Origin of the sequence: Staphylococcus simulans, assembly GCF_025561465.1 — a bacterium.
Taxonomy (GTDB): Bacteria; Bacillota; Bacilli; order Staphylococcales; family Staphylococcaceae; genus Staphylococcus; species Staphylococcus simulans.
This window is the reverse complement of sequence record NZ_CP095100.1, coordinates 2,586,030-2,608,006: the sequence shown is the minus strand read 5'-3', so window position 1 is coordinate 2,608,006 and position 21,977 is coordinate 2,586,030. Positions and strand designations below refer to the sequence as shown.

General features: G+C 37.6%; 20 protein-coding genes. 12 read left to right on the top strand and 8 right to left on the bottom strand.

Going from position 1 to position 21,977, the window contains the following annotated elements; genetic code table 11:
• Nucleotides 1-2: 2 nt before the first annotated feature.
• From MUA87_RS12385 to MUA87_RS12365, 5 genes are all read left to right on the top strand, one after another.
• On the top strand, nt 3-869 hold the full coding sequence (locus MUA87_RS12385) for a mechanosensitive ion channel family protein (protein ID WP_031262363.1): 867 nt from the start codon (nt 3-5) through the stop codon (nt 867-869).
• A gap of 29 nt (nt 870-898) precedes the next feature.
• Nucleotides 899-1,111 carry a DUF951 domain-containing protein gene (locus MUA87_RS12380; protein WP_002480311.1) on the top strand — a complete coding sequence of 71 codons (213 nt, stop codon included), beginning with the start codon at nt 899-901 and terminating at the stop codon, nt 1,109-1,111.
• A complete protein-coding gene (gene ychF / locus MUA87_RS12375; protein ID WP_002480312.1) occupies nt 1,111-2,208 on the top strand; it encodes a redox-regulated ATPase YchF in 1,098 nt (365 codons plus the stop codon). The genes MUA87_RS12380 and ychF overlap by 1 nt, the downstream gene beginning before the upstream one ends.
• A gap of 378 nt (nt 2,209-2,586) precedes the next feature.
• The gene (locus MUA87_RS12370) at nt 2,587-2,922 is read left to right on the top strand and encodes an SdpI family protein (protein WP_057510722.1); all 336 of its coding nucleotides are present in this window, start codon (nt 2,587-2,589) and stop codon (nt 2,920-2,922) included.
• Nucleotides 2,923-3,355: 433 nt separating this feature from the next.
• Nucleotides 3,356-10,183, top strand: coding sequence for an Ig-like domain-containing protein (locus MUA87_RS12365; RefSeq protein WP_262550959.1), 6,828 nt, complete (start codon nt 3,356-3,358; stop codon nt 10,181-10,183).
• A gap of 87 nt (nt 10,184-10,270) precedes the next feature.
• Here MUA87_RS12365 and argF read toward each other — a convergent pair whose 3' ends face one another.
• The 3 genes from argF to MUA87_RS12350 all read right to left on the bottom strand — a co-directional run bounded on the left by argF (nt 10,271) and on the right by MUA87_RS12350 (nt 12,141).
• On the bottom strand, nt 10,271-11,275 hold the full coding sequence (argF, locus tag MUA87_RS12360) for an ornithine carbamoyltransferase (protein ID WP_023014888.1): 1,005 nt from the start codon (nt 11,273-11,275) through the stop codon (nt 10,271-10,273).
• A 276-nt stretch (nt 11,276-11,551) separates the two neighbouring features.
• The gene (locus MUA87_RS12355) at nt 11,552-11,890 is read right to left on the bottom strand and encodes a type II toxin-antitoxin system PemK/MazF family toxin (RefSeq protein WP_002480319.1); all 339 of its coding nucleotides are present in this window, start codon (nt 11,888-11,890) and stop codon (nt 11,552-11,554) included.
• On the bottom strand, nt 11,884-12,141 hold the full coding sequence (locus MUA87_RS12350) for an AbrB/MazE/SpoVT family DNA-binding domain-containing protein (RefSeq protein WP_002480320.1): 258 nt from the start codon (nt 12,139-12,141) through the stop codon (nt 11,884-11,886). The genes MUA87_RS12355 and MUA87_RS12350 overlap by 7 nt, the downstream gene beginning before the upstream one ends.
• A gap of 153 nt (nt 12,142-12,294) precedes the next feature.
• Here MUA87_RS12350 and MUA87_RS12345 point away from each other — a divergent pair, with 153 nt between their 5' ends.
• From MUA87_RS12345 to MUA87_RS12320, 6 genes are all read left to right on the top strand, one after another.
• Nucleotides 12,295-13,278 (top strand): thermonuclease family protein, encoded by a 984-nt coding sequence (locus MUA87_RS12345; protein ID WP_023014891.1) that lies wholly within the window; start codon nt 12,295-12,297, stop codon nt 13,276-13,278.
• Between the two features lie 161 nt (nt 13,279-13,439).
• On the top strand, nt 13,440-13,736 hold the full coding sequence (gene rpsF / locus MUA87_RS12340) for a 30S ribosomal protein S6 (RefSeq protein WP_002480322.1): 297 nt from the start codon (nt 13,440-13,442) through the stop codon (nt 13,734-13,736).
• A gap of 21 nt (nt 13,737-13,757) precedes the next feature.
• Nucleotides 13,758-14,276 (top strand): single-stranded DNA-binding protein, encoded by a 519-nt coding sequence (ssb, locus tag MUA87_RS12335; protein ID WP_002480323.1) that lies wholly within the window; start codon nt 13,758-13,760, stop codon nt 14,274-14,276.
• Nucleotides 14,277-14,329: 53 nt separating this feature from the next.
• Nucleotides 14,330-14,572, top strand: coding sequence for a 30S ribosomal protein S18 (gene rpsR, locus MUA87_RS12330; RefSeq protein WP_002480324.1), 243 nt, complete (start codon nt 14,330-14,332; stop codon nt 14,570-14,572).
• A gap of 544 nt (nt 14,573-15,116) precedes the next feature.
• Complete coding sequence (locus tag MUA87_RS12325; RefSeq protein WP_002480325.1) at nt 15,117-15,728, top strand: hypothetical protein; 612 nt, start codon at nt 15,117-15,119, stop codon at nt 15,726-15,728.
• A gap of 336 nt (nt 15,729-16,064) precedes the next feature.
• The gene (locus tag MUA87_RS12320; RefSeq protein WP_103363933.1) at nt 16,065-16,652 is read left to right on the top strand and encodes a histidine phosphatase family protein; all 588 of its coding nucleotides are present in this window, start codon (nt 16,065-16,067) and stop codon (nt 16,650-16,652) included.
• Nucleotides 16,653-16,708: 56 nt separating this feature from the next.
• Here the strand turns inward: MUA87_RS12320 and MUA87_RS12315 are convergent, their stop codons facing one another.
• Complete coding sequence (locus tag MUA87_RS12315; RefSeq protein ID WP_023014893.1) at nt 16,709-17,875, bottom strand: ArgE/DapE family deacylase; 1,167 nt, start codon at nt 17,873-17,875, stop codon at nt 16,709-16,711.
• 158 nt (nt 17,876-18,033) lie between these two features.
• Here MUA87_RS12315 and MUA87_RS12310 point away from each other — a divergent pair, with 158 nt between their 5' ends.
• The gene (locus MUA87_RS12310) at nt 18,034-18,474 is read left to right on the top strand and encodes a carboxymuconolactone decarboxylase family protein (RefSeq protein ID WP_262550955.1); all 441 of its coding nucleotides are present in this window, start codon (nt 18,034-18,036) and stop codon (nt 18,472-18,474) included.
• Nucleotides 18,475-18,540: 66 nt separating this feature from the next.
• Here the strand turns inward: MUA87_RS12310 and MUA87_RS12305 are convergent, their stop codons facing one another.
• From MUA87_RS12305 to ahpF, 4 genes are all read right to left on the bottom strand, one after another.
• Entirely contained in the window at nt 18,541-19,164 is a 624-nt protein-coding gene (locus MUA87_RS12305) for an NDxxF motif lipoprotein (protein ID WP_105978230.1), read from the bottom strand.
• A gap of 63 nt (nt 19,165-19,227) precedes the next feature.
• Nucleotides 19,228-19,764 carry a phosphatase PAP2 family protein gene (locus MUA87_RS12300; protein WP_023014895.1) on the bottom strand — a complete coding sequence of 179 codons (537 nt, stop codon included), beginning with the start codon at nt 19,762-19,764 and terminating at the stop codon, nt 19,228-19,230.
• A 195-nt stretch (nt 19,765-19,959) separates the two neighbouring features.
• Entirely contained in the window at nt 19,960-20,286 is a 327-nt protein-coding gene (locus MUA87_RS12295; RefSeq protein WP_105978229.1) for a hypothetical protein, read from the bottom strand.
• A 158-nt stretch (nt 20,287-20,444) separates the two neighbouring features.
• Nucleotides 20,445-21,968 (bottom strand): alkyl hydroperoxide reductase subunit F, encoded by a 1,524-nt coding sequence (ahpF, locus tag MUA87_RS12290; protein WP_002480332.1) that lies wholly within the window; start codon nt 21,966-21,968, stop codon nt 20,445-20,447.
• Between the last annotated feature and the right edge of the window lie 9 nt (nt 21,969-21,977).

Sequence of the window (21,977 nt, the reverse complement as noted above, 5' to 3'; positions counted from 1 at the left end):
CAATGCAAGGTGTTTTCAACTCACTCGTTGAGCCGTTTACAAAGCCTGAAACGTACGCAATGATACTCAACAAGCTCATCATGATTGTCATCTACGTAGTCGTTGCGATGATTATTATCAACTTAGTCAATAAGTCGATTGATCAGTTCTTTAAACTACAAAACCGCAATGCACATGGTAGAAAACGATCTCATACATTAAGTGCGATGTTGAAGAATATTGTGCGTTATGTCGTATGGTTTATTGTATTAACAACGATATTAGGTAAATTCGGAATTAGTGTCACAGGATTATTAGCCGGAGCTGGTGTAGTCGGTTTAGCAATCGGCTTTGGTGCACAAACCATTGTTAAAGACATCATCACAGGGTTCTTTATTATATTTGAGAATCAATTTGATGTGGGAGATTATGTTAAAATCAACTTGAACGGTGCACCTATCACAGAAGGTACAGTTCAATCTATCGGTATCCGCTCAACACGTATACATGCGTATACAGGAGAGTTGACCGTGTTGCCGAACAGTGTAATGTCAGAGATTACCAACTTCTCAATCAGTAACGGTAAAGCATTGATAGAAGTACCGATTGCGATGGAAGAGAATGTCGATAAGGTAGAAAGTAAGCTGAAAGACTTCTTAGAATCCTTACATTCCAATTACTTTATCTTTGTCTCAAAACCTGAAATTCTTGGTATCGAGGATTTAACAGGTAATGCTTATATCATGAAAATAGCGGCAGAAACAACACCGAATAATACTGTGCCAGGCGCTCGTATCTTACGTAAAGAGGTTGCGAACTTCTTGAACCAAGAAGGAATTAAATCACCAACCCCTATTATGATGCAGTTTAATGGACAAAAATCTCAGTAATAAGAATTCATAATGATGGAGGATTGTAAATGGCAGCTCAGTATGGTCTGAATGACATTGTAGAGATGAAAAAGGCGCATGCTTGCGGCGCAAACCGATTTAAAATAATTCGTATGGGTGCAGATATCAGAATTAAATGCGAACATTGCAATCGAAGTATTATGATGCCTCGTACAGAGTTTAATAAAAAATTAAAGAAAATACTTGTATCACATGATACACAAGAGAAGGAGAATGACTAATGGCTTTAACAGCTGGTATCGTAGGCTTACCAAACGTCGGAAAGTCTACATTATTTAACGCAATTACAAAAGCGGGTGCACTTGCGGCGAACTACCCGTTCGCTACAATCGACCCGAACGTCGGGATTGTAGAAGTTCCGGATTCACGTTTAGATGCTTTAGCAGATATCGTTAATCCAAAAAAAGTACTTCCTACAACATTCGAATTCACTGATATTGCAGGGATTGTTAAAGGTGCTTCAAAAGGTGAAGGTCTAGGAAACAAATTCTTATCTCATATCCGTGAAGTAGATGCAATCTGCCAAGTAGTTCGTGCATTCGATGATGATAACGTGACACACGTATCTGGTCGTGTAGATCCACTAGATGATATCGAAGTTATCAATATGGAATTAGTACTTGCAGATTTAGAATCTGTAGATAAACGATTACCACGTCTTGAAAAAATGGCACGTCAAAAAGATAAAGATGCGTTGAATGAAGTACGCATTTTAGAACGTATTAAAGAAGCATTAGAAAACGGCGAACCGATTCGCAGCTTAGAGTTCAATGAAGAAGATGCGAAATATGTGAAACAAGCACAATTATTAACATCAAAACCAATGATTTATATCGCAAACGTTGGTGAAGATGAAGTGAATGAAGCGGACAACGAAAAAGTTCAAACAATTAAAGAATACGCTGACAAAGAAGGTTCAGAAGTTATTGTCATCAGTGCGAAAATTGAAGAAGAAATTGCGACATTAGATGACGAAGATAAAGACATGTTCTTAGAAGATTTAGGTATCGAAGAACCTGGCTTGAACCGTTTAATCCGCAGCACATACAACTTGTTAGGTCTTGCGACATACTTCACAGCAGGTGTACAAGAAGTACGTGCTTGGACATTCAAAAAAGGTATGACTGCCCCACAATGTGCGGGTATCATCCACACTGACTTTGAACGCGGCTTCATCCGTGCAGAAGTAACAAGTTATGACGACTATGTTGAAAATAACGGTGAACAAGGTGCGAAAGAAGCAGGTAAAATGCGTTTAGAAGGTAAAGAATACATCATGCAAGACGGCGATGTTGTTCACTTCAGATTCAACGTATAATTAAGTAAATAAACAACTAACTAAAAAACACGCGCTTAACAAAGCATATGATCATGCTGAGTTGAGGGCGTGTTTTTTGGCTCTATACTATTTAGGACTGGTGATAATCACCAGTCTATTTTTGATACAAAAAAAGCGCAATTATCTCTATAATTAGAAGTATCCTACCACCAATAATTAAGGAGATAATGCGCCTATGTTTAATACTATATCAATAACGCTTGGAATTAAAGATAAATATATGATTTTTGAGGATAATATTAAGAAAAAGAATTAAAAATAATAGATTTCTTTGGTTTACTGCGCTAAATTAATCAATTCTCTTAAATGATATGAAACGTCTACTGAGATAGAAAACAGAGAAGGGATGTTTTAAGTATGGTGTTATTTCCTAGCAGTATTTTTCTATGGATACTAGGAAAATTATTTCGACAAGTACCGCCAGATGATATTAATCATTTTTGGGGATTTCGAACAAGAAAGTCTAAGAAAAATAAAGAGAATTGGATGCTGGCTCAAAAAGAGTATGGTGAACAGTCTACAAAGGTATTTATGTATACGGTGTTCGCTTCATTCTTTTGGCTATTGGCTGATATAGTATTCTTATTTTTAGACAATGACACATTCATGATTGTCTCAGTGTTACTCCAATCTATCGTATTATTAGGATTATTATTGGTGTTGTATCTCAACGTTAATAACAAATTAGAATAAAATAACTAACTAAAAACACGCGCTTAACAAAGCATATGATTATGCTGTGTTGAGGGCGTGTTTTTGTATGTATTAATATCAAGCATATTATATCAAGCGATAAAGGGATTTCTGTTTTGAAAATAGAACAATATCCTAAGTTTTTTCATGTTTTATGTTGTACATTTTCAAAGAAATATAAGTCTAGTAAGATGAGTTCTTTTACTATGTTTAAACTGATATGAGAATTGATAGTTATTTTAATTGATTTTGTTTTATGTTGAAAACGCTTTAAACACAAGTGCTTTGAAAAGTGTGTCGGAAGTTATCTCTTTTAAAAGGTTTTAAAATTTTTTGTAAAACTTGCGTAAATCAATAAGTTTTTTTACATCTTACAAAAAATTAATGATAGAATTGTGTAGAACAATTACACACGAAAGAAGTGAAACATTTAATGCCTAGAAAACAGCAACACGATGTATTATTCGATAAAGAATTACGAAATAAATACCACATTAGAAAATTTAGCGCAGGGATTGCTTCAGTTCTATTTGGAACACTAGTTTATACATCCCTGGATCAACAAGCACAAGCTGCAGAAAACACTGATACCGCTGTTGTAAATCCTACAACACAACCAGAAACAAACGGTGACACTGCAACTGCGGAGTCAACAAAAACACAAACAAATGAAACAGTGAATGATTCTCCTACTCCACAAGACACTACGATTCAACAACCTTCTGTTGATAATCAAACAAGCGAAACAGCAACAAAACCTGAACCTGTAACAGCACCAGAAGTATCACAACCTACAAAAACAGATACAACGCAAACTGATGCGCCGAAAGTTGATACACAAAAAGCAACAGAGCCATCGACAGATGCGCCAAAAGAAGCTGCGACTACTGAAGTTAAAGCTACTACTGTTACGCCATCAGAACCTGCTGTTCAACCTGCAGATGCTGAAGTTGCGACAAGAGCTGCCGCTACTACCGATACAACAACGACAGAAGCACCTGCTCAACCAATTACGAATACAAGTGCACCAGCACCCGCTGCGAACGCACATCCTGTTGAAAAAATCCAAGGAATTAATGAGCAAGTTTATGCGAAAGAGATTCCTGTATATGAAAAATCAGAAGCTGCAAGAACAGCAAGAATGCAACGTGGTATTTATCAAGCAAGAGAAAGTTTAGGTTTGATTGTACCGCAAAATAAAAAGCTCTATATCAGACAAGCACAAGGCAGTAATGAAGAAGATTTACGTGTAGATTTGATGACTAACGATAGACAAACAGTTCGTAATGCGACAGTTTCTAGAGACGGAAGCTGGACACAAATCTCTACAACTATGGATAGCGGTGCCTTCGTACGTATTCCAACAGGTTTAACTAAAAAACCAGTTGTAGAATACTATGTTGAAGGTGATGCTGGCGTCACACTGCCTACTTACCGTAAAGGTGGAGATAAAGCAGCATTTGATGCAGATTGGGCTGCTCGTAATACAAGCTATGGTTATGTAGACGGCGATAAAATTGCTTTCTTAGTACCGAATGTGGACCGTGAACGCATCGCAAACTTAGGTAAAAACCCAGGCCAATGGGGCTTTATGAACTTAGATGACATGATCGGTTATTATGAGGATGTTATTAATCATTATGATAAATGGGTTGGCTTAAATGATGACATTAATTCTGTCCACTATAATGTCGGCCAAAAATACTTTACGATTGCGGATGCTCATGGGCCAGGTCTTGCTTATTACTCAACAAACAATATGGGATCTAATAACCCATCTATGTCAGGTTATCTTGAAAGAGGTTGGTTAGCACTGCATGAAGTCGGTCATGGTTATGATGGTGCAATGACGTATGATCCTAAAATGAATTTAATTGAAATTGAAAACAATATTTTAGCCAACCAATATCAAACGACTATCATGGGTGTCAAAGACGGTTGGGCTTATGAAGGCAGACAAGAAAGCATGCAGAAAGATTTCCATGAGCGCGTAATGGATGGAAGAATGAATTTCTATAATGCAGGTTTCCGCGGCAGTCTTGATTTCATGACAAAAATGGTGCGTTTAACGGGCATTGAAGGCTTTGCGGATATGTGGAAAGGTATTCGTCAAGAAGAAGCGGATATGGGCAAAGCAGGTAAACCATTTGAACAAGATGTACCAAGATGGATTACAACGTATTGGTTAGCTGATAACGGTATTAATGGTACAGCCTACTTTGATTTATACAAAGTGAAAATGCCACAAGCTTTAAAAGATGATTTAGACACTTACAACAATACATTCACATACCCATTAGCAGCATTGATTACTAATCCTGAGGAACAACAACGCATCAAAGATAAACTAGGTTTATCTACGATTTATGAACTTGTAAAATCATCAGATTTAGCTGATACGGCGATTCATGAAGATGCACAAGTGAATGTGAATTTAAATGGACAAGTCTTACCAGATAACGTCAAAGTAAGCTTGATGGAAGGCACACAAGAAATTGCGAGTGCAGAAGTTGTAGATGGTAAAGCTGCATTCTCTAATTTACGTGCGGGTGTATATAAAATTGTCGCACCTATTTCAACAACAGACGCATTACCTGAAAGTGAATATCTCGTAGTTAGAGAAGGCGGTAATAATCAAGCAACGCTTGATTATCCTAAAAAAGATGATATCCAAAACAACATTACACAAACCATCTCACTAAGAGGATTAGGCAACTGGGAAATGGCTACAGTCAACTATAATCCAGATACTAAACAAGTAACGTATAAACAAAGTCCAGGACAACCACATTTATACTTCACTGATGAATATGCACATGTAACTATTCAAAAAGCAGATGGTACGACAGTATTAGATAGAACATTAGTTGGTAACAAAAGTCTTGCATCAGAATTGCAAACTTTCGATTTAGAATATGGCGATAAAGTTATCGTTCGCCATCGTGAACCAGCGGCTCGTCGTGTGTTAGTCAGAAATGAAAACAAAGATAATGTAGCGATTTCTAGACAAAATGCTGAAAAAGAAACATTAACTTATACACTGACTGATAAAGGATTTATTGTAGATGGTGAAACACAAGCGGATGCAAACCGTCGTTATGATGAAGAGATTAGAAAAGATGTAACACACGTAGCAGAAGAAATTAAAAATCATCCTGAAAGAGATTATCGCAGAGAACTATTTAATGTCTTCACAGGTGTTGAATATGCTGATCCTGCGATTAAGGAAGAATTGCTACAAATATTAAACCCATTAGTTGCGGTTTATCAAGTTGATACACCAACTGTGGACAAGGTAGAAGCAGGTGCGACAAGCATCAGCGGTAAAGGTGAGCCAGAAAGCACAATTACACTTACTTTTGCGAATGGCAAAAAAGCAGAAGTAGAAGTTGATAAAGATGGGCAGTGGACAACACAATTACCAGAAGGAACATCTTTAGAACATAACGATGTTACACAGGTATATGCAACAGGTAAACACGGTACAGTATCTGAACCGATTTCTGTCAAAGCTTTAGATACAGTAGCACCTAAAGCACCAGTGATTAACGCAATTGAAGCTGGTAGTCAGACAGTAACTGGAACAAGTGAACCATTAAGTAAAGTTACGTTAACGTTGCCAAACGGTACAACAAAAGTAGTCGACGCAGACGATAAAGGCGTTTGGACAACTACATTAGAAACACCGTTAGCTCATAATGAAGTAATCAAAGCAGTAGCTTCAGACGCAGCAGAAAACAAATCAGTAGAAGCGACTCAAACGGTAAAAGATACAGTAGTTCCAGAAGCACCAGTAATCAACACAATCGAAGCAGGAACTAAAGTAGTGGATGGAACAAGCGAGCCATTGAGTACGGTGACTTTAACGTTGCCAGATGGCACTACTAAAGATGTTAAAGTAGATGACAAAGGTGTTTGGACAACTACATTAGAAACACCACTAGCACATGACGCAGTAATCAAAGCAGAAGCTTCAGACGTGGCAGGTAATAAATCACCAGAAGCGGCACAAACTGTGAAAGATACAGTAGTTCCAGAAGCACCAGTAATCAACACGATTGAAGCAGGAACTAAAGAAGTGAGTGGCACAAGCGAGCCATTGAGTACGGTGGCTTTAACGTTGCCAGATGGCACTACTAAAGATGTTAAGGCAGATGACAAAGGTGTTTGGACAATTACATTAGAAACACCATTAGTACATGACGCAGTAATCAAAGCAGTAGCTTCAGACGTGGCAGGTAATAAATCACCAGAAGCGGCACAAACTGTGAAAGATACAACAGCACCAGCGGCTCCGACAATCGATAAGATTGAAGCGGGAGCTAAAGTAGTAAGCGGAACAAGCGAACCACTGAGCACGGTAACATTGACGTTACCAGACGGTAAAACTACAGAAGTAAAAGCAGATGCAGACGGCAAGTGGACAACAGAATTAGTTGAACCATTAACACATGACGCAGTGATCAAAGCAGTTGCGTCAGATGTGGCGAACAATAAATCAGCAGAAGCGACGCAAACTGTGAAAGATACAGTAGTTCCAGCAGTACCAGTAATCAACACAATCGAAGCAGGAACTAAAGAAGTGAGTGGCACAAGTGAACCATTGAGTACGGTGACTTTAACATTACCAGATGGTACTACTAAAGATGTTAAAGCAGATGATAAAGGCGTTTGGACAACTACATTAGAAACACCATTAGTACATGATGCAGTAATTAAAGCAGTTACGTCAGACGTAGCGAACAACAAATCGCCAGAAGCGACACAAACTGTGAAAGATACAATAGCACCAGCCGTTCCGACAATTGATACGATTGAAGCAGGAGCTAAAGTAGTAAATGGCACAAGTGAACCATTAAGCACAGTGACATTGACATTGCCGGATGGTAAAACAACAGAAGTGAAAGCAGATGCAGATGGCAAGTGGACAGCGGAATTGGCAGAACCGTTAGCACATGACGCAGTAATCAAAGCAGTTGCGTCAGATGTGGCGAACAATAAATCAGCAGAAGCGACGCAAACTGTGAAAGATACAGTAGTTCCAACCATTCCGACAATCGATGCAATTGAAGCGGGAGATAAAAAAGTAAGTGGCACAAGTGAGCCATTGAGCACAGTGACATTGACGTTGCCAGACGGTAAAACAACAGAAGTAAAAGCAGATGCAGACGGCAAGTGGACAACAGAATTGGCAGAACCATTAACACATAACGCAGTGATCAAAGCAGTAGCTTCAGACGCGGCAGGTAATAAATCACCAGAAGCGACACAAACTGTGAAAGATACAGTAGTTCCAGCCATTCCGACAATCGATGCAATTGAAGCGGGAGCTAAAAAAGTAAGTGGCACAAGCGAGCCATTAAGCACAGTGACATTGACGTTGCCAGACGGTAAAACAACAGAAGTGAAAGCAGATGCAGACGGCAAGTGGACAGCGGAATTGGCAGAACCGTTAGCACATGACGCAGTGATCAAAGCAGTTGCGTCAGATGTGGCGAACAACAAGTCAGCAGAAGCGACACAAACGGTAAAAGATACTGTAGCTCCAGTTGCTCCAGAAATTAAAGCAATCGAAGCGGGAGCTAAAGTAGTAAGCGGAACAAGCGAACCATTGAGCACGGTAACTTTAACATTACCGAACGGCAAAACTGAAGAAGTTAAGACGGACGATAAAGGTGTTTGGACAACTACACTAGAAACTCCATTAGCACATAATGAAGTTATTAAAGCAGTAACATCAGACGTAGCGAACAACAAGTCACCAGAAGCAACACAAACTGTCAAAGATACTGTGGCGCCGAAAGCACCTGTTGTGAATGAAATTAAATCTACTGATCAAGCTATAGGTGGTTCGGCAGAGCCTAATTCAAAAGTGTTTGTAGTATTAGCTAATGGTAAGATTTTAGAAACTAAAGCAGATGCAGAAGGTAATTGGAATGTTGAATTACTAGATGGACAATCTCTTATAGGTAATGAAACTGTGAAAGTATATGCTAAAGATTTAGCGGAAAATCAATCTGATACAGTTGAAAGTGAAATTGTGTTGGTTGAAGTGCCAGCCGAGCCGGAGGTAGAAACACCAGCAGAACCAGCACCGGAGGTAACACCAGAAGTACCGGTGGAAGAAGCAACACCGACAGAGCCGGAAATTCCAGTCGAAGAAGTGCCTGAAGTACCGGCCGAGCCGGAACCAGAAACACCAACAGAACCAGCACCGGAGGTAACACCAGAAGTACCGGTGGAAGAAACAACACCGACAGAGCCGGAAGTGCCAGTCGAAGAAGTACCTGAAGTACCGGCTGAACCGGAACCAGAAACACCAACAGAACCAGCACCGGAGGTAACACCAGAAGTACCGGTGGAAGAAACAACACCAACAGAGCCGGAAATTCCAGTCGAAGAAGTGCCTGAAGTACCAGCCGAGCCGGAGATAGAAACACCAGCAGAACCAGCACCGGAGGTAACACCAGAAGTACCGGTGGAAGAAACAACACCGACAGAGCCGGAAGTGCCGGTCGAAGAAGTGCCAGAAGTACCGGCTGAACCGGAACCAGAAACACCGACAGAACCAGAAATACCAGTCGAAGAAGTGCTTGAAGTACCAACAAAACCAGATGCCGAAACGCCAACAACACCTGTACCAGAAGTAACACCAGAAGTACCGGCAGAAGAAACAACACCGACAGCACCGGAAGTACCAGTTGAAGAGATTCCAGAAGTGCCATCCGAGCCAGAGGCAGAAACACCAATAGAACCGGCACCAGAAGTAATACCGGAAGCACCTGTGGAAGAAGCAACACCGACAGAACCGACGCCAGAGGAACCGGTAGAAGAACCAACATCGACAGGATCAGAGACTCCAGTTGAGAAAGAACCAGTAAAAGAAACAGAAGAAACGTCTACTGAAATTTCTCCTTCTAAAGAAGATACAGTAGTAGAGTCTGAAAAAGAGGAAGAAAATGATGAAGTTACTGTTGAAAACAATGACACATCAAAAGAAAGCACTGGTGAAGTAACTACACACAATGACATAGAAAATGTGAAAACAAAATCAGTGAAAAAAGATGTTCAAGATAAAAAATCAACAACTTTAAACTCTAAAACTTTTACTCATAAAAAAGAAAGTAAGCCTAATAAACAAGCATTACCTGAAACAGGTAATGAAACATCATCAATGCCGTTATTAGGTTCATTGTTGACATTGTTTGGTTTAGGATTTATCGCAAGACGCTTTAATAAGAACGAAAAAACAGATAAATAAGACTGAGGGTAGTCTAAAATGAAAATGCCATGGTAGGGATTGAATCCCATTACCATGGCATTTCTTTATTTATAAAGTGAAATTGAATTATCCAATATCTCCTAGAGTCGCAACCATCACAGCTTTGATAGTGTGCATACGGTTTTCAGCTTCTTGGAATACAACAGAGTGTTTGCCTTCGAAGACTTCATCTGTGACTTCCATTTCTTTTAAGCCGTGTTTTTCCTCAATTTGTTTACCGATTGTTGTGTCAGTGTTGTGGAAAGAAGGTAAGCAGTGTTCGAAAATAACATGTGGGTTGCCTGTTTTTTCGATCATGTCTTGGTTTACTTGGTAAGGTTTCAATAATTTGATACGTTCTTCCCAAACTTCGTCTGGTTCACCCATAGATACCCATACGTCTGTGTAAAGTACGTCTGAATCTTTAACACCTTTATCGATATCGTCTGTTACTAAGATTTCGCCGCCGTTTTCTTCAGCGATTTCTTTACAACGGTTCAATAATTCATCCGTAGGATTCAATTCTTTAGGGCAAACAAGATTGAAACGCATACCCATGATTGCTGCACCTTGCATCAACGCATTCGCAACGTTGTTGCGACCATCGCCTACGTAAGTGAAGTTGATTTCGTGATAAGGTTTTTTCAATACTTCTTTAGCTGTTAAGAAGTCAGCTAAGACTTGTGTTGGGTGATCTTCGTCAGTTAAACCGTTCCATACCGGCACGCCTGATTCTTTTGCTAATGTTTCAACAGTACGTTGAGAGAATCCGCGATATTCGATGCCGTCATACATGCCGCCTAAAACGCGTGCTGTATCTGCTGCTGTTTCTTTTTTGCCCATTTGAGAACCAGTTGGTCCAAGATAAGTAGTGCTTGCACCTTGGTCAGCTGCCGCAACTTCAAATGCGCAACGAGTACGAGTTGAGTCTTTTTCGAAAATTAATGCAATGTTTTTTCCTTTAAGTGTTTGTTGCTCAATACCGGCGTATTTCGCACGTTTCAAATCCTCTGAAAGGTTTAATAAATATTCTACTTCTTTTTGGCTGAAATCTAATAATGTTAGGAAATGTCTGTTTCTTAAGTTTTGCATTCTACTACAACTCCTCTTTGTGATATATTACACTTTCATTATAAGTGACTTATTTTTCAAGACAATGAAATAAATATAGTTTTAAAAAACTTTACAGAACTCTAATTATTCCTAAACAATTGCGATTCTATAATTTTGAAAATTAGGCTTTAATTGTAATCTGCTTCTTGTGGTTAGAAATAAAGGTGTGAGACATTGGTTTTGATTTATTATACACTATAACGAATAAAAATGCGTAATTATTCATAAAAAAGCACACTTTTTCAAAAAAGTGTGTTAGAAATGCTCCATTTTCAGAATGTGCGTAATAATATCGTCGATTTTGTGCATGACTTCGTGCGTTGTACGATCAACGATTTTATAATGCCTCGAGCTTAAATCTAAAGTACGTATTTGACCGACATCGACAGTACCCTTAATTCGATGTTCCATAGAATATAGTTCAACATCAGTAGGATATTTAACAGCTCTACTTGTAATAGGAGAAACCCATACTAAACCTGTCTTTTGATTAAATTCATTTCTGCTTAGAACCACACAAGGTCTATATTTACCTTTCTCGCGACCAAGTGTGGGATTCAGATTAACTTCTATAATTTGATATTGTTTTACCATTGCTCACGCTCCGATGCTTCGCCCCATTCATGCGTTTTGTAATCTGAGTAATCGCCGCCCTGTTGAAAGAAACGGTTCCACTCTTTAGTAAAATCTTCATGGTTTACTTTTTTTAAAACGATAGTATCGTTGATTATTTCGTGAACTAATTGATCTCCAGGTTTTAAATTTAAAGATTCTATCACAGTATCAGGCAATGTAACGGCATGACCTTGTTCAGTTTTGAAAATTCGTGCATGTTCTTCTGACATAAATAACACCTCTTCAGACTTATCATATCTTATTTAACTTAAAATCGGCAGAAATAATGTTGGATTTATTATAAAGTGTAGATTGAATCTTATTAATAATAAAGAAATAGTTTAGAATAGAAAGAAACAAGTGCTAAAGAGGAGGTGTACAAGATGTTGGGAATACTAGGTGTGTTGTGTTTTATTATATTTATAATTTACATAGCCATGTTTGTCTTTTTATGGATAAAAGGTAAGCAGAAGAAAGCAGCAGGTATCATTGCTTTAGTAGCATTTATTTTAAGTATGATGTTCTTTGGAATGTCTGAACCAGATACAAAGCCTGAAACAACGAATAATCAAACTGCAGATACAACACAAGATCAATCAAAAGACGAATCGAAAGATACACAAAAAGACAATCAGTCAGAACAACCTAAAGCAGCTCCGAAATCAGAACAAGAATCGGACAATGGCCAAAAGAAAGAAACGAGTGAACCTAAATCTGAACCGCAAACACAACCTAATGGTTTAGTTAGAGAAGAAGTTGAATTCACACGTCCTGTAGATGGAGATACAGTAAGATTGAGATATGAAGGAAAAGAATCTGCCTTCAGATTATTGTTGATTGATACACCGGAGACGAAACATCCTAGAAAAGGCGTAGAACCATATGGTAAAGAAGCGTCTGATTTTACCAAGAATATGTTGATGCATGCTTCTAAGGTTGAAGTTGAGTTTGATAAGGGCGGTAAGACAGATAAATATGGCAGATATCTAGCATATGTCTATGCCGATGGTGTGATGGTAAATGATGCATTAGTCAGACAAGGTTTAGCAAAAGTGGCTTATATTTATCCGCCAAGTGTTACGTATTTAGACCAATTACAAGAGAGTCAACGTTTAGCGCAACAGGAGCATCTGAATATTTGGAGTGGTAATGTCCCAGAAAATAATTATCAAAGTAGCCTGCCGTCAGGCTCCCAAGGATCTCAAAATCATTCACAAAACAGTGCGTCTCAAAATGGAGGAACGAAGTATTATGCTAACTGTACAGAATTGAGAAAAGACTATCCTGGAGGCGTGTCTAAAGATCATCCGGCTTATAGAGATAAAATGGATGGAGATAAAGATGGATGGGCATGCGAGATAAATTAATGGGTATGAAAAAAGTAGAATTCGTTTGAATTCACATAATAAAAATGATTGTAAAAAGTAAATGGCTATGCTATAATTCTTGATTGTGAGTAATGAAAATTATTCCTTGCTTACTCCAATTGAGAGTAAGCCGTATAGTCCACGAGGAGGTGCAGATAAAAATGAGAACATATGAAATTATGTACGTTGTTCGTCCAAACATTGAAGATGAAGCGAGAAAAGCATTAGTTGAACGTTTCAAAAATATTTTAACTAACGACGGTGCTGAAATCATTGAAGAAAAAGATTGGGGCAAACGTCGCCTTGCTTACGAAATCGACGATTTCAAAGAAGGTTTCTACAACATTGTACGTATCAACACTGAAAACAGTGAAGCTACAGATGAATTCCAACGTTTAGCAAAAATCAATGACGATATCATTCGTTATATGGTTATTCGCGAAGACGAAGATAAGTAAAAACAGAATGGGGGCGTTTAAATGATTAACAGAGTTGTATTAGTAGGCCGTTTAACTAAGGATCCTGAATACAGAACGACACCCTCAGGCGTAAGTGTAGCGACTTTTACTCTAGCGGTTAATCGTACGTTTACGAATGCGCAAGGGGAACGTGAAGCGGACTTTATTAACTGTGTTGTTTTTAGAAAACAAGCAGAAAACGTAAGCAATTACTTGTTTAAAGGAAGTCTTGCAGGCGTTGATGGTCGCTTACAATCACGCAGTTACGAAAACCAAGAAGGACGCCGTATCTTTGTTACTGAAGTTGTATGTGACAGTGTTCAATTCCTTGAACCAAAATCACAAAACCAACGTCATGGCCAACAATCTGGCGGTAATAACCAATTCCAGAGCTATGGTCAAAACTATGGTGGTCAACAACAAGGACAAAATACGTCATCTTATCAAAACAACAATTCATCCAACGCTGGTCAATCAGACAATCCATTCGCAAATACGAACGGACCTATTGACATCAGTGACGATGATTTACCATTCTAATACGTGTAATGAACGTAAAATTTGAAAATATCGATTAAAGGAGGCAGTTAACCATGGCAGGTGGACCAAGAAGAGGCGGACGTCGTCGTAAAAAAGTTTGTTACTTCACAGCAAACGGAATTACACACATCGACTATAAAGATACTGACTTATTAAAACGTTTTATCTCAGAACGCGGTAAAATTTTACCACGTCGTGTAACTGGCACTTCAGCTAAATATCAACGTATGTTGACTACAGCTATCAAACGTGCTCGTCATATGGCTTTATTACCATATGTTAAAGATGAAAACTAAGATAAAACTTATAGATAAACCCCGTAGGCATAGGCTTACGGGGTTTTTTCATGTTCAAAAATAATAATAAAGGACGAAATAAGGATAGAAAATATTAATCTAAAAGAGGTAAGATTCTCTAAAGTTTGTTTTTTTTAACAGAAAAAATACGCCCGACTTCGCGAGCGTATTATAAAAGTCATTAAGTATTTATGGATTATTTTTTAGGAGCAAAAGTGTCTACTAAGTTCACGATTAACTTGATAATACCACCAATAATATCTGCGATCATCATGATAAGCAACCTCCTTTTTTTATCTTAATTTTATTCTAGATGATTTTTCTATTTCATTGCGCAAAATTCCTTAAGTCATCATTTAACCTACTTAACTGTTAAATTTTGACTCTGGAAATAACAGTTACGTTCCCTAAGTGTTCTAAAAGTATAAGTATGATGAGTTGTACACTGTGTTTATTGCGTTTATGGACGGGTAAAATATTTTTGAAATGTATCCACTACATTGGACAAGTGAATAAATGTCAAGTTGAAAAGGAGCATCTTAATATGAGTAGACAAGGATTAAATAAAAACGATAAGAATGAAACATCTCATCCAACGCACTACGAAGGATTAGATCATAGCGGTAAAAGTGAAGAACACTTTGATCTGCATAAAGCGAATGATTTATTAACAGAGTACAAAGAAAATGAAAATAAGTGGTCAAAAGAAGAACGTACTAAAGAATTAGAATTAATCGAAGATGAAATCAAAAAACAAAAAATGTTGGTTAAAGATAGAGTGAAACCAGATAGTCAACCAGAAAAAGATCGTTTAGCTAACTTATCAGATAAAGTGACTGAACAAGTATTCGGTATTTTTGAACATACAGATGATTTAGAAGAGGCTAAAAGATTTTTAGAGTCTCATTATCAACGTGGTAAAGTTGATATTGCTTATGGTCGTTCTTTCATTTTAGTTTGTGAAGATTCACTGCTTGCACAAGCAAAAAGCGAATACTCAAGCAATAAAGATAATGAAGAGTTAGTTAATTTTATCTCTGAAAAGAATATTGAATTAAGTAAAGAAATTATGTCAGATGATTACGTTCATTTATTAGAAGTAGAGCGTGAATTCTTAAAAATCTTGATGAAAAATAATCAACTTGACGAAATTTAAAAGTTAAATAAAAATGTATGAGACCTTAACCCTGTAGCATTGATGCATATCAATATTACAGGGATTTTTTTATCTGATTTTATTTTCATTAGCTATCTGTATAGGTTGAAAGGAATGTTTGGGTGTTGTTAATGTAAGAAGTACATAAAATATAATCACTTGTACACAAGAGACCGTACAAGAATGTTAAAATTAGATAACAAACAAACATTAAGTCGATAAAATTATATAAAAACATGTTATCATTACGTTAAATCTATTTGCTCAGTGTCATAATGAAGTAAAGTGAATTGAGTAAACGGCAGAGGATAACGAGATTATAGGAGTGAACACAACGTGAAGCTTTATTTGATACGGCATGGAGAATCAACCGCAAACTATGATAATCATCATGGAAATCAATACTTTACTGGACAATTAGATGTCTCTTTAACAAAAGAAGGCGTATGTTCTGCACAAGCATTAAAAACATATTTTGAAGGTATACATATAGACCATATCTACATTTCTGATTTAACCCGTACGATTCAAACATATGAAAATGGTTTTGACAGTGCGATTCCACATACTTTTTCGCCATTATTAAGAGAACGCTCTCTAGGGGAGTTTGAAGGCTATCCAAGAGAAACATTGCGTGACAATCCAGCTTATAGTCGTTATTTTGAAGATCCACGATACAGCGACTTTCGAAACAGTTTTACACAACGTGCACCTGGCGGTGAAAACTATTCAGATGTATTAGGAAGAATAGATGAATTTTTTAAAGATATATTGGATATTAAAGACGAAGTAGTAGTGATTGTGGCGCATCAAATTTGGATACGTTGCTGCTTGTATTATTTAGGTGTAATTACTGAAGAAGAATTATTCGATAAACATATTGAGAATTGTGATCCGATTCTTGTAGATACTGAAAACATATAAAAGCGGTTGAATCCCTTGTTTTGGATTCAACCGCTTAACATTTATCTTGATTGATTTTATTTTAATTTGTCGATTGCTTGAGGTAATAACTCTTCAAACAAATCAATGAAGTTTAAATAAACATCTTTATAAACGTATTCATCAATTCGGTGTGCTTGGCTTGTTTCGCCAGGACCGAACATAATAAGTGGGAAGTCTTTTCCTTTATCAAGCATTAAGTCAGCCGCATCTGTGACACCTGGTGAAGCTTGTTTAGGAATAGATTCACCTAAATATTTTTTACCGAGTGATTGTGCTAGGTCTACTACTGGATTATCACCAGTTGTGAAGACTGCAGAACGTGACATATACGTATCAATGTCTAAATCACAATCACTGTATTTTTCTTTAACATCTTTTGCGACTTGTTCGAATAAGTCTTGGTAGCCATCATTGTCTGCTTCTGGAATTGTTCTGATATTAAATTCTACTACTGCGCGGTCAGGAATAGAGTTGACTTGTGTACCACTATTAAAGATTGTCGCATTTGCGACAGGTTCGCCTAACTCTTCATTTGTCGCAGTAATTTTAGCTTGTGCTTCATTAATGCGATGCACAAAGTCTACTAATGGATTCAACGCATTATAACCGAGTTGAGGCATAGAACTATGCACAGATGAACCTTTTGATGTGACACGGATATCCATAGAACCTTTGTGTGCATAAATAATTTTATCTTGAGATGGTTCTGAAATAAGCAATGCATCTACATCATCCATATAACCATCTTTATAGAAGGCTCTAGCTCCGTCACCTTCAATCTCTTCGCCTACTGTCGCAAGTAAACGGATTGTGCCTTCTTTTGGTAAGCCTTGGTCGTGTAATTCAATTAAACTGATCACAAATGCAGCTAAACCAGATTTCATATCTGCTGCACCACGACCGTGTAGACGTCCTTCATCATCTTCAGTTAGTTTGAAAGGTGGTGTTTGCCAATCTTCTGGGTTACCTGGTGAAACAACATCCATATGACCGGATACCCCGATAACAGGGCTGCCGCTACCAATTTCAGCTACAAGGTTTGCGCGTGTATCTGTTAATTTAATAATTTTAGCGTCGATATTATGTTTTTTGAAAAGGTCTTGCAGATACTCTGCGACGTCTAATTCATTATCGTTCACAGATTCAATACCGACTAAATCTCTTAATATATGAATACGTTCATCTGACGTTAATTTACCCATATCATCAGCTCCCTCATAAATTTTCATACAATATAAGCGTAAAATATCGGATAATAGTATTCAAACAATTCGCACTTTTGAACGTTAAAATAAATAAGCGTAAACTCGGAGGTAGACGGGAAAATAATAAATGAGTCGAAGACATTGGAGGAATCGTATTGGATAATAGAATTCAATATCAAAACGTTGCGAAAGATAAGATTAATATTCTATACGAAATGGAAAAACAATTGAAAAAAGCGAGCATCGATCATCACTTACAAGAATTAGTGAAAATCCGTGCTTCTCAAATTAATGGCTGTGCCTTTTGTTTGGCAATGCATACAAGCGATGCACGTAAAATCGGTGTAAGTGAGAAAGAAATTTTCTTATTAAACGCATGGCATGATACGAATATATATTCTGAGAGAACGAAACTGGCTTTAGAATTAACAGAAGCTATTACTTTAATTTCACAACATGGCGTATCTGATGAGCTATATCGCCGCGTACGCGAAGTATACTCAGAAGAAGAATACACAGATTTAGTCTTTGTGATTAATCAAATCAACTTCTGGAATAGACTCTCTATCTCAATGGGTAATGAACATAATGTTTAATATCGTATAAAGAAAGCGCGCGAGCACTGTTTAATGAGTGTTCGCGCGCTTTTGTATGTTCAATGATTATTTATCAATCGCTTGAGTAGATAGCTTGTGTTTCTTTAAGAAAGCTTTGATTTTCTTTTGTTGTTTTAAATTTACGTCACCTGCGTAGTTTGTAGGAACATCGACGACATTGATTGTTTTTTGTGGACTATAACTCAACTCTTCTAACTGTTGGTCTGCACGTGCAACTTTATAGTTAACAGCGCTGAAGTATTTATTAATACGTTCGATATCTTCTTTTTGATTAGAAGGAACTTTATTATCTTTTAAGAATGCTTCGAAATTCATTTGATTCTTCGTTGTAAGGTTAGCTAATTCTCGTAAATCTGTATCTAACTGATCTGAGACTTTTTGACGACCATCATATTGTTGGTCTAGCTTATGTTGTAAGACGTATTTGTTATCAATGATATCGTTATTCGCTTCTAAGTAACGTTTTAAATAATCACGCGTTTCTTGTTCAGTTAAATCTTTACCTTTTTCAGAGGTTTTAAAGATTTCTATTTTGTGAATCGGTGTCGCATTTTTCGGCGCATATTTTGCGTGATGTTCTTGTTTTTCGTCTTTTTGTGCACAAGCTGTAAGCGTCAAAGCTAACATTAATGTGAAAGCGATGATTAATAGTTGTTTTAGTTTGCTCACTTTTGTTTCTCCTTCACTGTTCTATATGATTACTTTCATTATAGCTTAACATCCTAGCATGCGTTAAGTATCTCGTTGCCATGGAGATTCCAGTCTTGAAGTGAAAGGAACATCGAGTTGATATTTCGCAATGAAATGTTGCGCAACGTGCAGCATGAGATAGCCGAATAACACAGCACCGACTGTATCAGAAAAGTAATGAGCATGAACGTAAATGCGTGAAACCATCATAATGAAAATCATCAGATACGCGATATAATGCCAATAACGTTTGCGCATTAACGTTAAGAAGACCACTGCCGCAACGACAATTGTTAACGTATGCAAACTTGGGAAACTGAATCCTGAGATATATTCCACAGGACGTGCGCGATGAATAAAGTACTTCAATCCAATTCCTAATAAAAGTGTCACAATTGCCCAAGTCATTGTTATCAATGAGAGCTTTTTATTCTTGAAGAATAAAATAATTAAAATGACAGCCATAAAACCAACTAAGTGCCATGGTTGAAATAGGTTAGAGTAGACGATTAAGAAGCGGTCCATAAATGGTACTTGATGTAAGAGTCTGACGAAGTTATAAATCGGTTCGTCTATCATAAGGATGAAGTCCAATTTCACCAGCAGCATTAAAATAATAAAAATAACGAGGGTAATGCCGATATGTTTGGTATGTAGGACCTTCATAATAAAACCTAACTTTCTTTCTTGATTTAGATAAATTATAGCTTACTGTCTCATCTTTGCCATCCTACTTTGGAATGAACTAAACCTAACGGTAGGTGATAGGTTTGATTAATCATGGGATTGAATATATTTTTCAACTTTACGCAGTATAAAGAAGAGCAGTGCTAAATATACACCGAGTTCGACTAAAATAAGCCATGCGTGGCCAAATTTGATAAGTATAAATAAGTCGAGGACGCTTAATGGAAGACTGACGTATAAAAGACGTTTGAAGTAACGTGTTTGCAGTGACTGATAAAAGCGTTGCAGCTGTTCCCAATTGAGGTTTCTAGGAAACGTGCGGGTTCGATTCAAACCGATGAAAAGATTGTTAAAATTGACAGTAGAACGAGAAGCTTGGCTGAGATGAACTATAGAAACAAGTAATAATAACATAGACAACCAAAGCTCCTTTTCTCAGCTATATTGTAGTGAATTATATTAATTGTAACATGAATATGTATAAAAAAAGACAGACAAAGATAGCTTTCTTAAAGAAATTTATCTTTGCCTGTCTTATTAGTTATCCGTCTTAATCAAATGATAGGGAGAGATTAGTTACGGATAATATAATCAAATGCGTTCAGTGCAGCGTCTGCACCTGTACCCATTGCGATGATAATTTGTTTGAAGCGATCGTCTGTTACGTCGCCTGCCGCGAATACACCCGGCATACTTGTTTCTTGTTTACGGTCTACGATAATTTCGCCATGGTCGTTTGTGTCAATTGCACCGTGCAACCATTCAGAGTTTGGTAATAGACCGATTTGGACGAAAATACCATCTACATCAATTTGATGTGTTTCGCCAGTTTTGTTGTCTTCATATTTAAGACCGGTAACATGATCGTCACCAAGAACTTCTGAAGACTGTGCATTTTTCAAGATTGTAACGTTTGATAATTCACCTAAACGTTTTTGTAAAATCTCATCTGCACGTAAGAAGTCTTTGTATTCTACAAGTGTAACGTGTTTTACAATACCTGCTAAGTCAATAGCAGCTTCAGCACCAGAGTTGCCGCCGCCGACAACCGCAACATTTTTACCTTCGAATAAAGGTCCGTCACAGTGAGGGCAGTATGCAACACCTTTGTTGCGTAACTCGTCTTCACCTGGAATGTTCAAGTTTTTGAAGCGTGCACCTGTAGCAATAATAACTGTCTTACTTTTTAGTTTGGCATCATTTTCTAAAGTAACAACAATGCCGTCTTCAGTTTTCTCAACGTTAGAAGCACGGATACCATCCATCACATCAATATCGTATTCATTGATGTGTTGCTCTAAAGCAGATGAGAATTCTGGACCTGTTGTTTCTTTAACTGTGATAAAGTTTTCGATACCTGCAGTTTCAGTCACTTGACCACCGATACGATCTGCCACAATACCTGTACGTAAACCTTTACGTGCAGTATAGATAGCAGCTGTACCACTTGCAGGACCGCCACCGATGACTAATACATCGAATGGTTCTTTATCATTGAATTCAGCAGGGTCTGCTTGGCTGCCTAACATGTTTAAGATGTCAGAAATAGTCATGCGGCCGTTACCGAATTCTTCGCCGTTTAAGAATACAGCAGGAACTGCCATAATATCTTCAGATTCTTCTCTGAAGACTGCGCCATCAATCATGGTATGCGTGATGTTAGGGTTTAACACACTCATCATGTTCAATGCTTGAACCACATCCGGACATTTTTGACAGCTTAAGCTGATAAATGTTTCGAAATGAAGTGGTCCTTCAAGCGCTTTGACTTGATCGATAACACTTTGTTCTTCTTTCGGAGGGCGTCCGCTGACTTGTAATAAAGCCAATACGAGTGAGTTGAATTCATGACCTAATGGCACACCGGCAAATACTATGCCTGTGTGCGCATCAGGAGTATCTACACTGAAACTTGGTGTACGTTTCAGTGTATCCTCTTTAACAGTGATATGCGATGACATATCAGCAATTTCATCTAACAGGTCTTTCAACTCTTTAGATTTGTCGCTGTCATCATAGCTCGCTGTTAAAACCACGTCGCCTTCCATTAATTCAAGAAGTTGAGATAATTGTGATTTTAACTCTTTATCCAGCATTTATATGAA

Bases quoted from the DNA above. Each gene is read 5' to 3' on its own strand.
- MUA87_RS12385 (WP_031262363.1), top strand. From the start codon at position 3: ATGCAAGGTGTTTTCAACTCACTCGTTGAGCCGTTTACAAAGCCTGAA.
- MUA87_RS12380 (WP_002480311.1), top strand. From the start codon at position 899: ATGGCAGCTCAGTATGGTCTGAATGACATTGTAGAGATGAAAAAGGCG.
- ychF (WP_002480312.1), top strand. From the start codon at position 1,111: ATGGCTTTAACAGCTGGTATCGTAGGCTTACCAAACGTCGGAAAGTCT.
- MUA87_RS12370 (WP_057510722.1), top strand. From the start codon at position 2,587: ATGGTGTTATTTCCTAGCAGTATTTTTCTATGGATACTAGGAAAATTA.
- MUA87_RS12365 (WP_262550959.1), top strand. From the start codon at position 3,356: ATGCCTAGAAAACAGCAACACGATGTATTATTCGATAAAGAATTACGA.
- argF (WP_023014888.1), bottom strand. From the start codon at position 11,275: ATGCAAAACTTAAGAAACAGACATTTCCTAACATTATTAGATTTCAGC.
- MUA87_RS12355 (WP_002480319.1), bottom strand. From the start codon at position 11,890: ATGGTAAAACAATATCAAATTATAGAAGTTAATCTGAATCCCACACTT.
- MUA87_RS12350 (WP_002480320.1), bottom strand. From the start codon at position 12,141: ATGTCAGAAGAACATGCACGAATTTTCAAAACTGAACAAGGTCATGCC.
- MUA87_RS12345 (WP_023014891.1), top strand. From the start codon at position 12,295: ATGTTGGGAATACTAGGTGTGTTGTGTTTTATTATATTTATAATTTAC.
- rpsF (WP_002480322.1), top strand. From the start codon at position 13,440: ATGAGAACATATGAAATTATGTACGTTGTTCGTCCAAACATTGAAGAT.
- ssb (WP_002480323.1), top strand. From the start codon at position 13,758: ATGATTAACAGAGTTGTATTAGTAGGCCGTTTAACTAAGGATCCTGAA.
- rpsR (WP_002480324.1), top strand. From the start codon at position 14,330: ATGGCAGGTGGACCAAGAAGAGGCGGACGTCGTCGTAAAAAAGTTTGT.
- MUA87_RS12325 (WP_002480325.1), top strand. From the start codon at position 15,117: ATGAGTAGACAAGGATTAAATAAAAACGATAAGAATGAAACATCTCAT.
- MUA87_RS12315 (WP_023014893.1), bottom strand. From the start codon at position 17,875: ATGGGTAAATTAACGTCAGATGAACGTATTCATATATTAAGAGATTTA.
- MUA87_RS12300 (WP_023014895.1), bottom strand. From the start codon at position 19,764: ATGATAGACGAACCGATTTATAACTTCGTCAGACTCTTACATCAAGTA.
- MUA87_RS12295 (WP_105978229.1), bottom strand. From the start codon at position 20,286: ATGTTATTATTACTTGTTTCTATAGTTCATCTCAGCCAAGCTTCTCGT.
- ahpF (WP_002480332.1), bottom strand. From the start codon at position 21,968: ATGCTGGATAAAGAGTTAAAATCACAATTATCTCAACTTCTTGAATTA.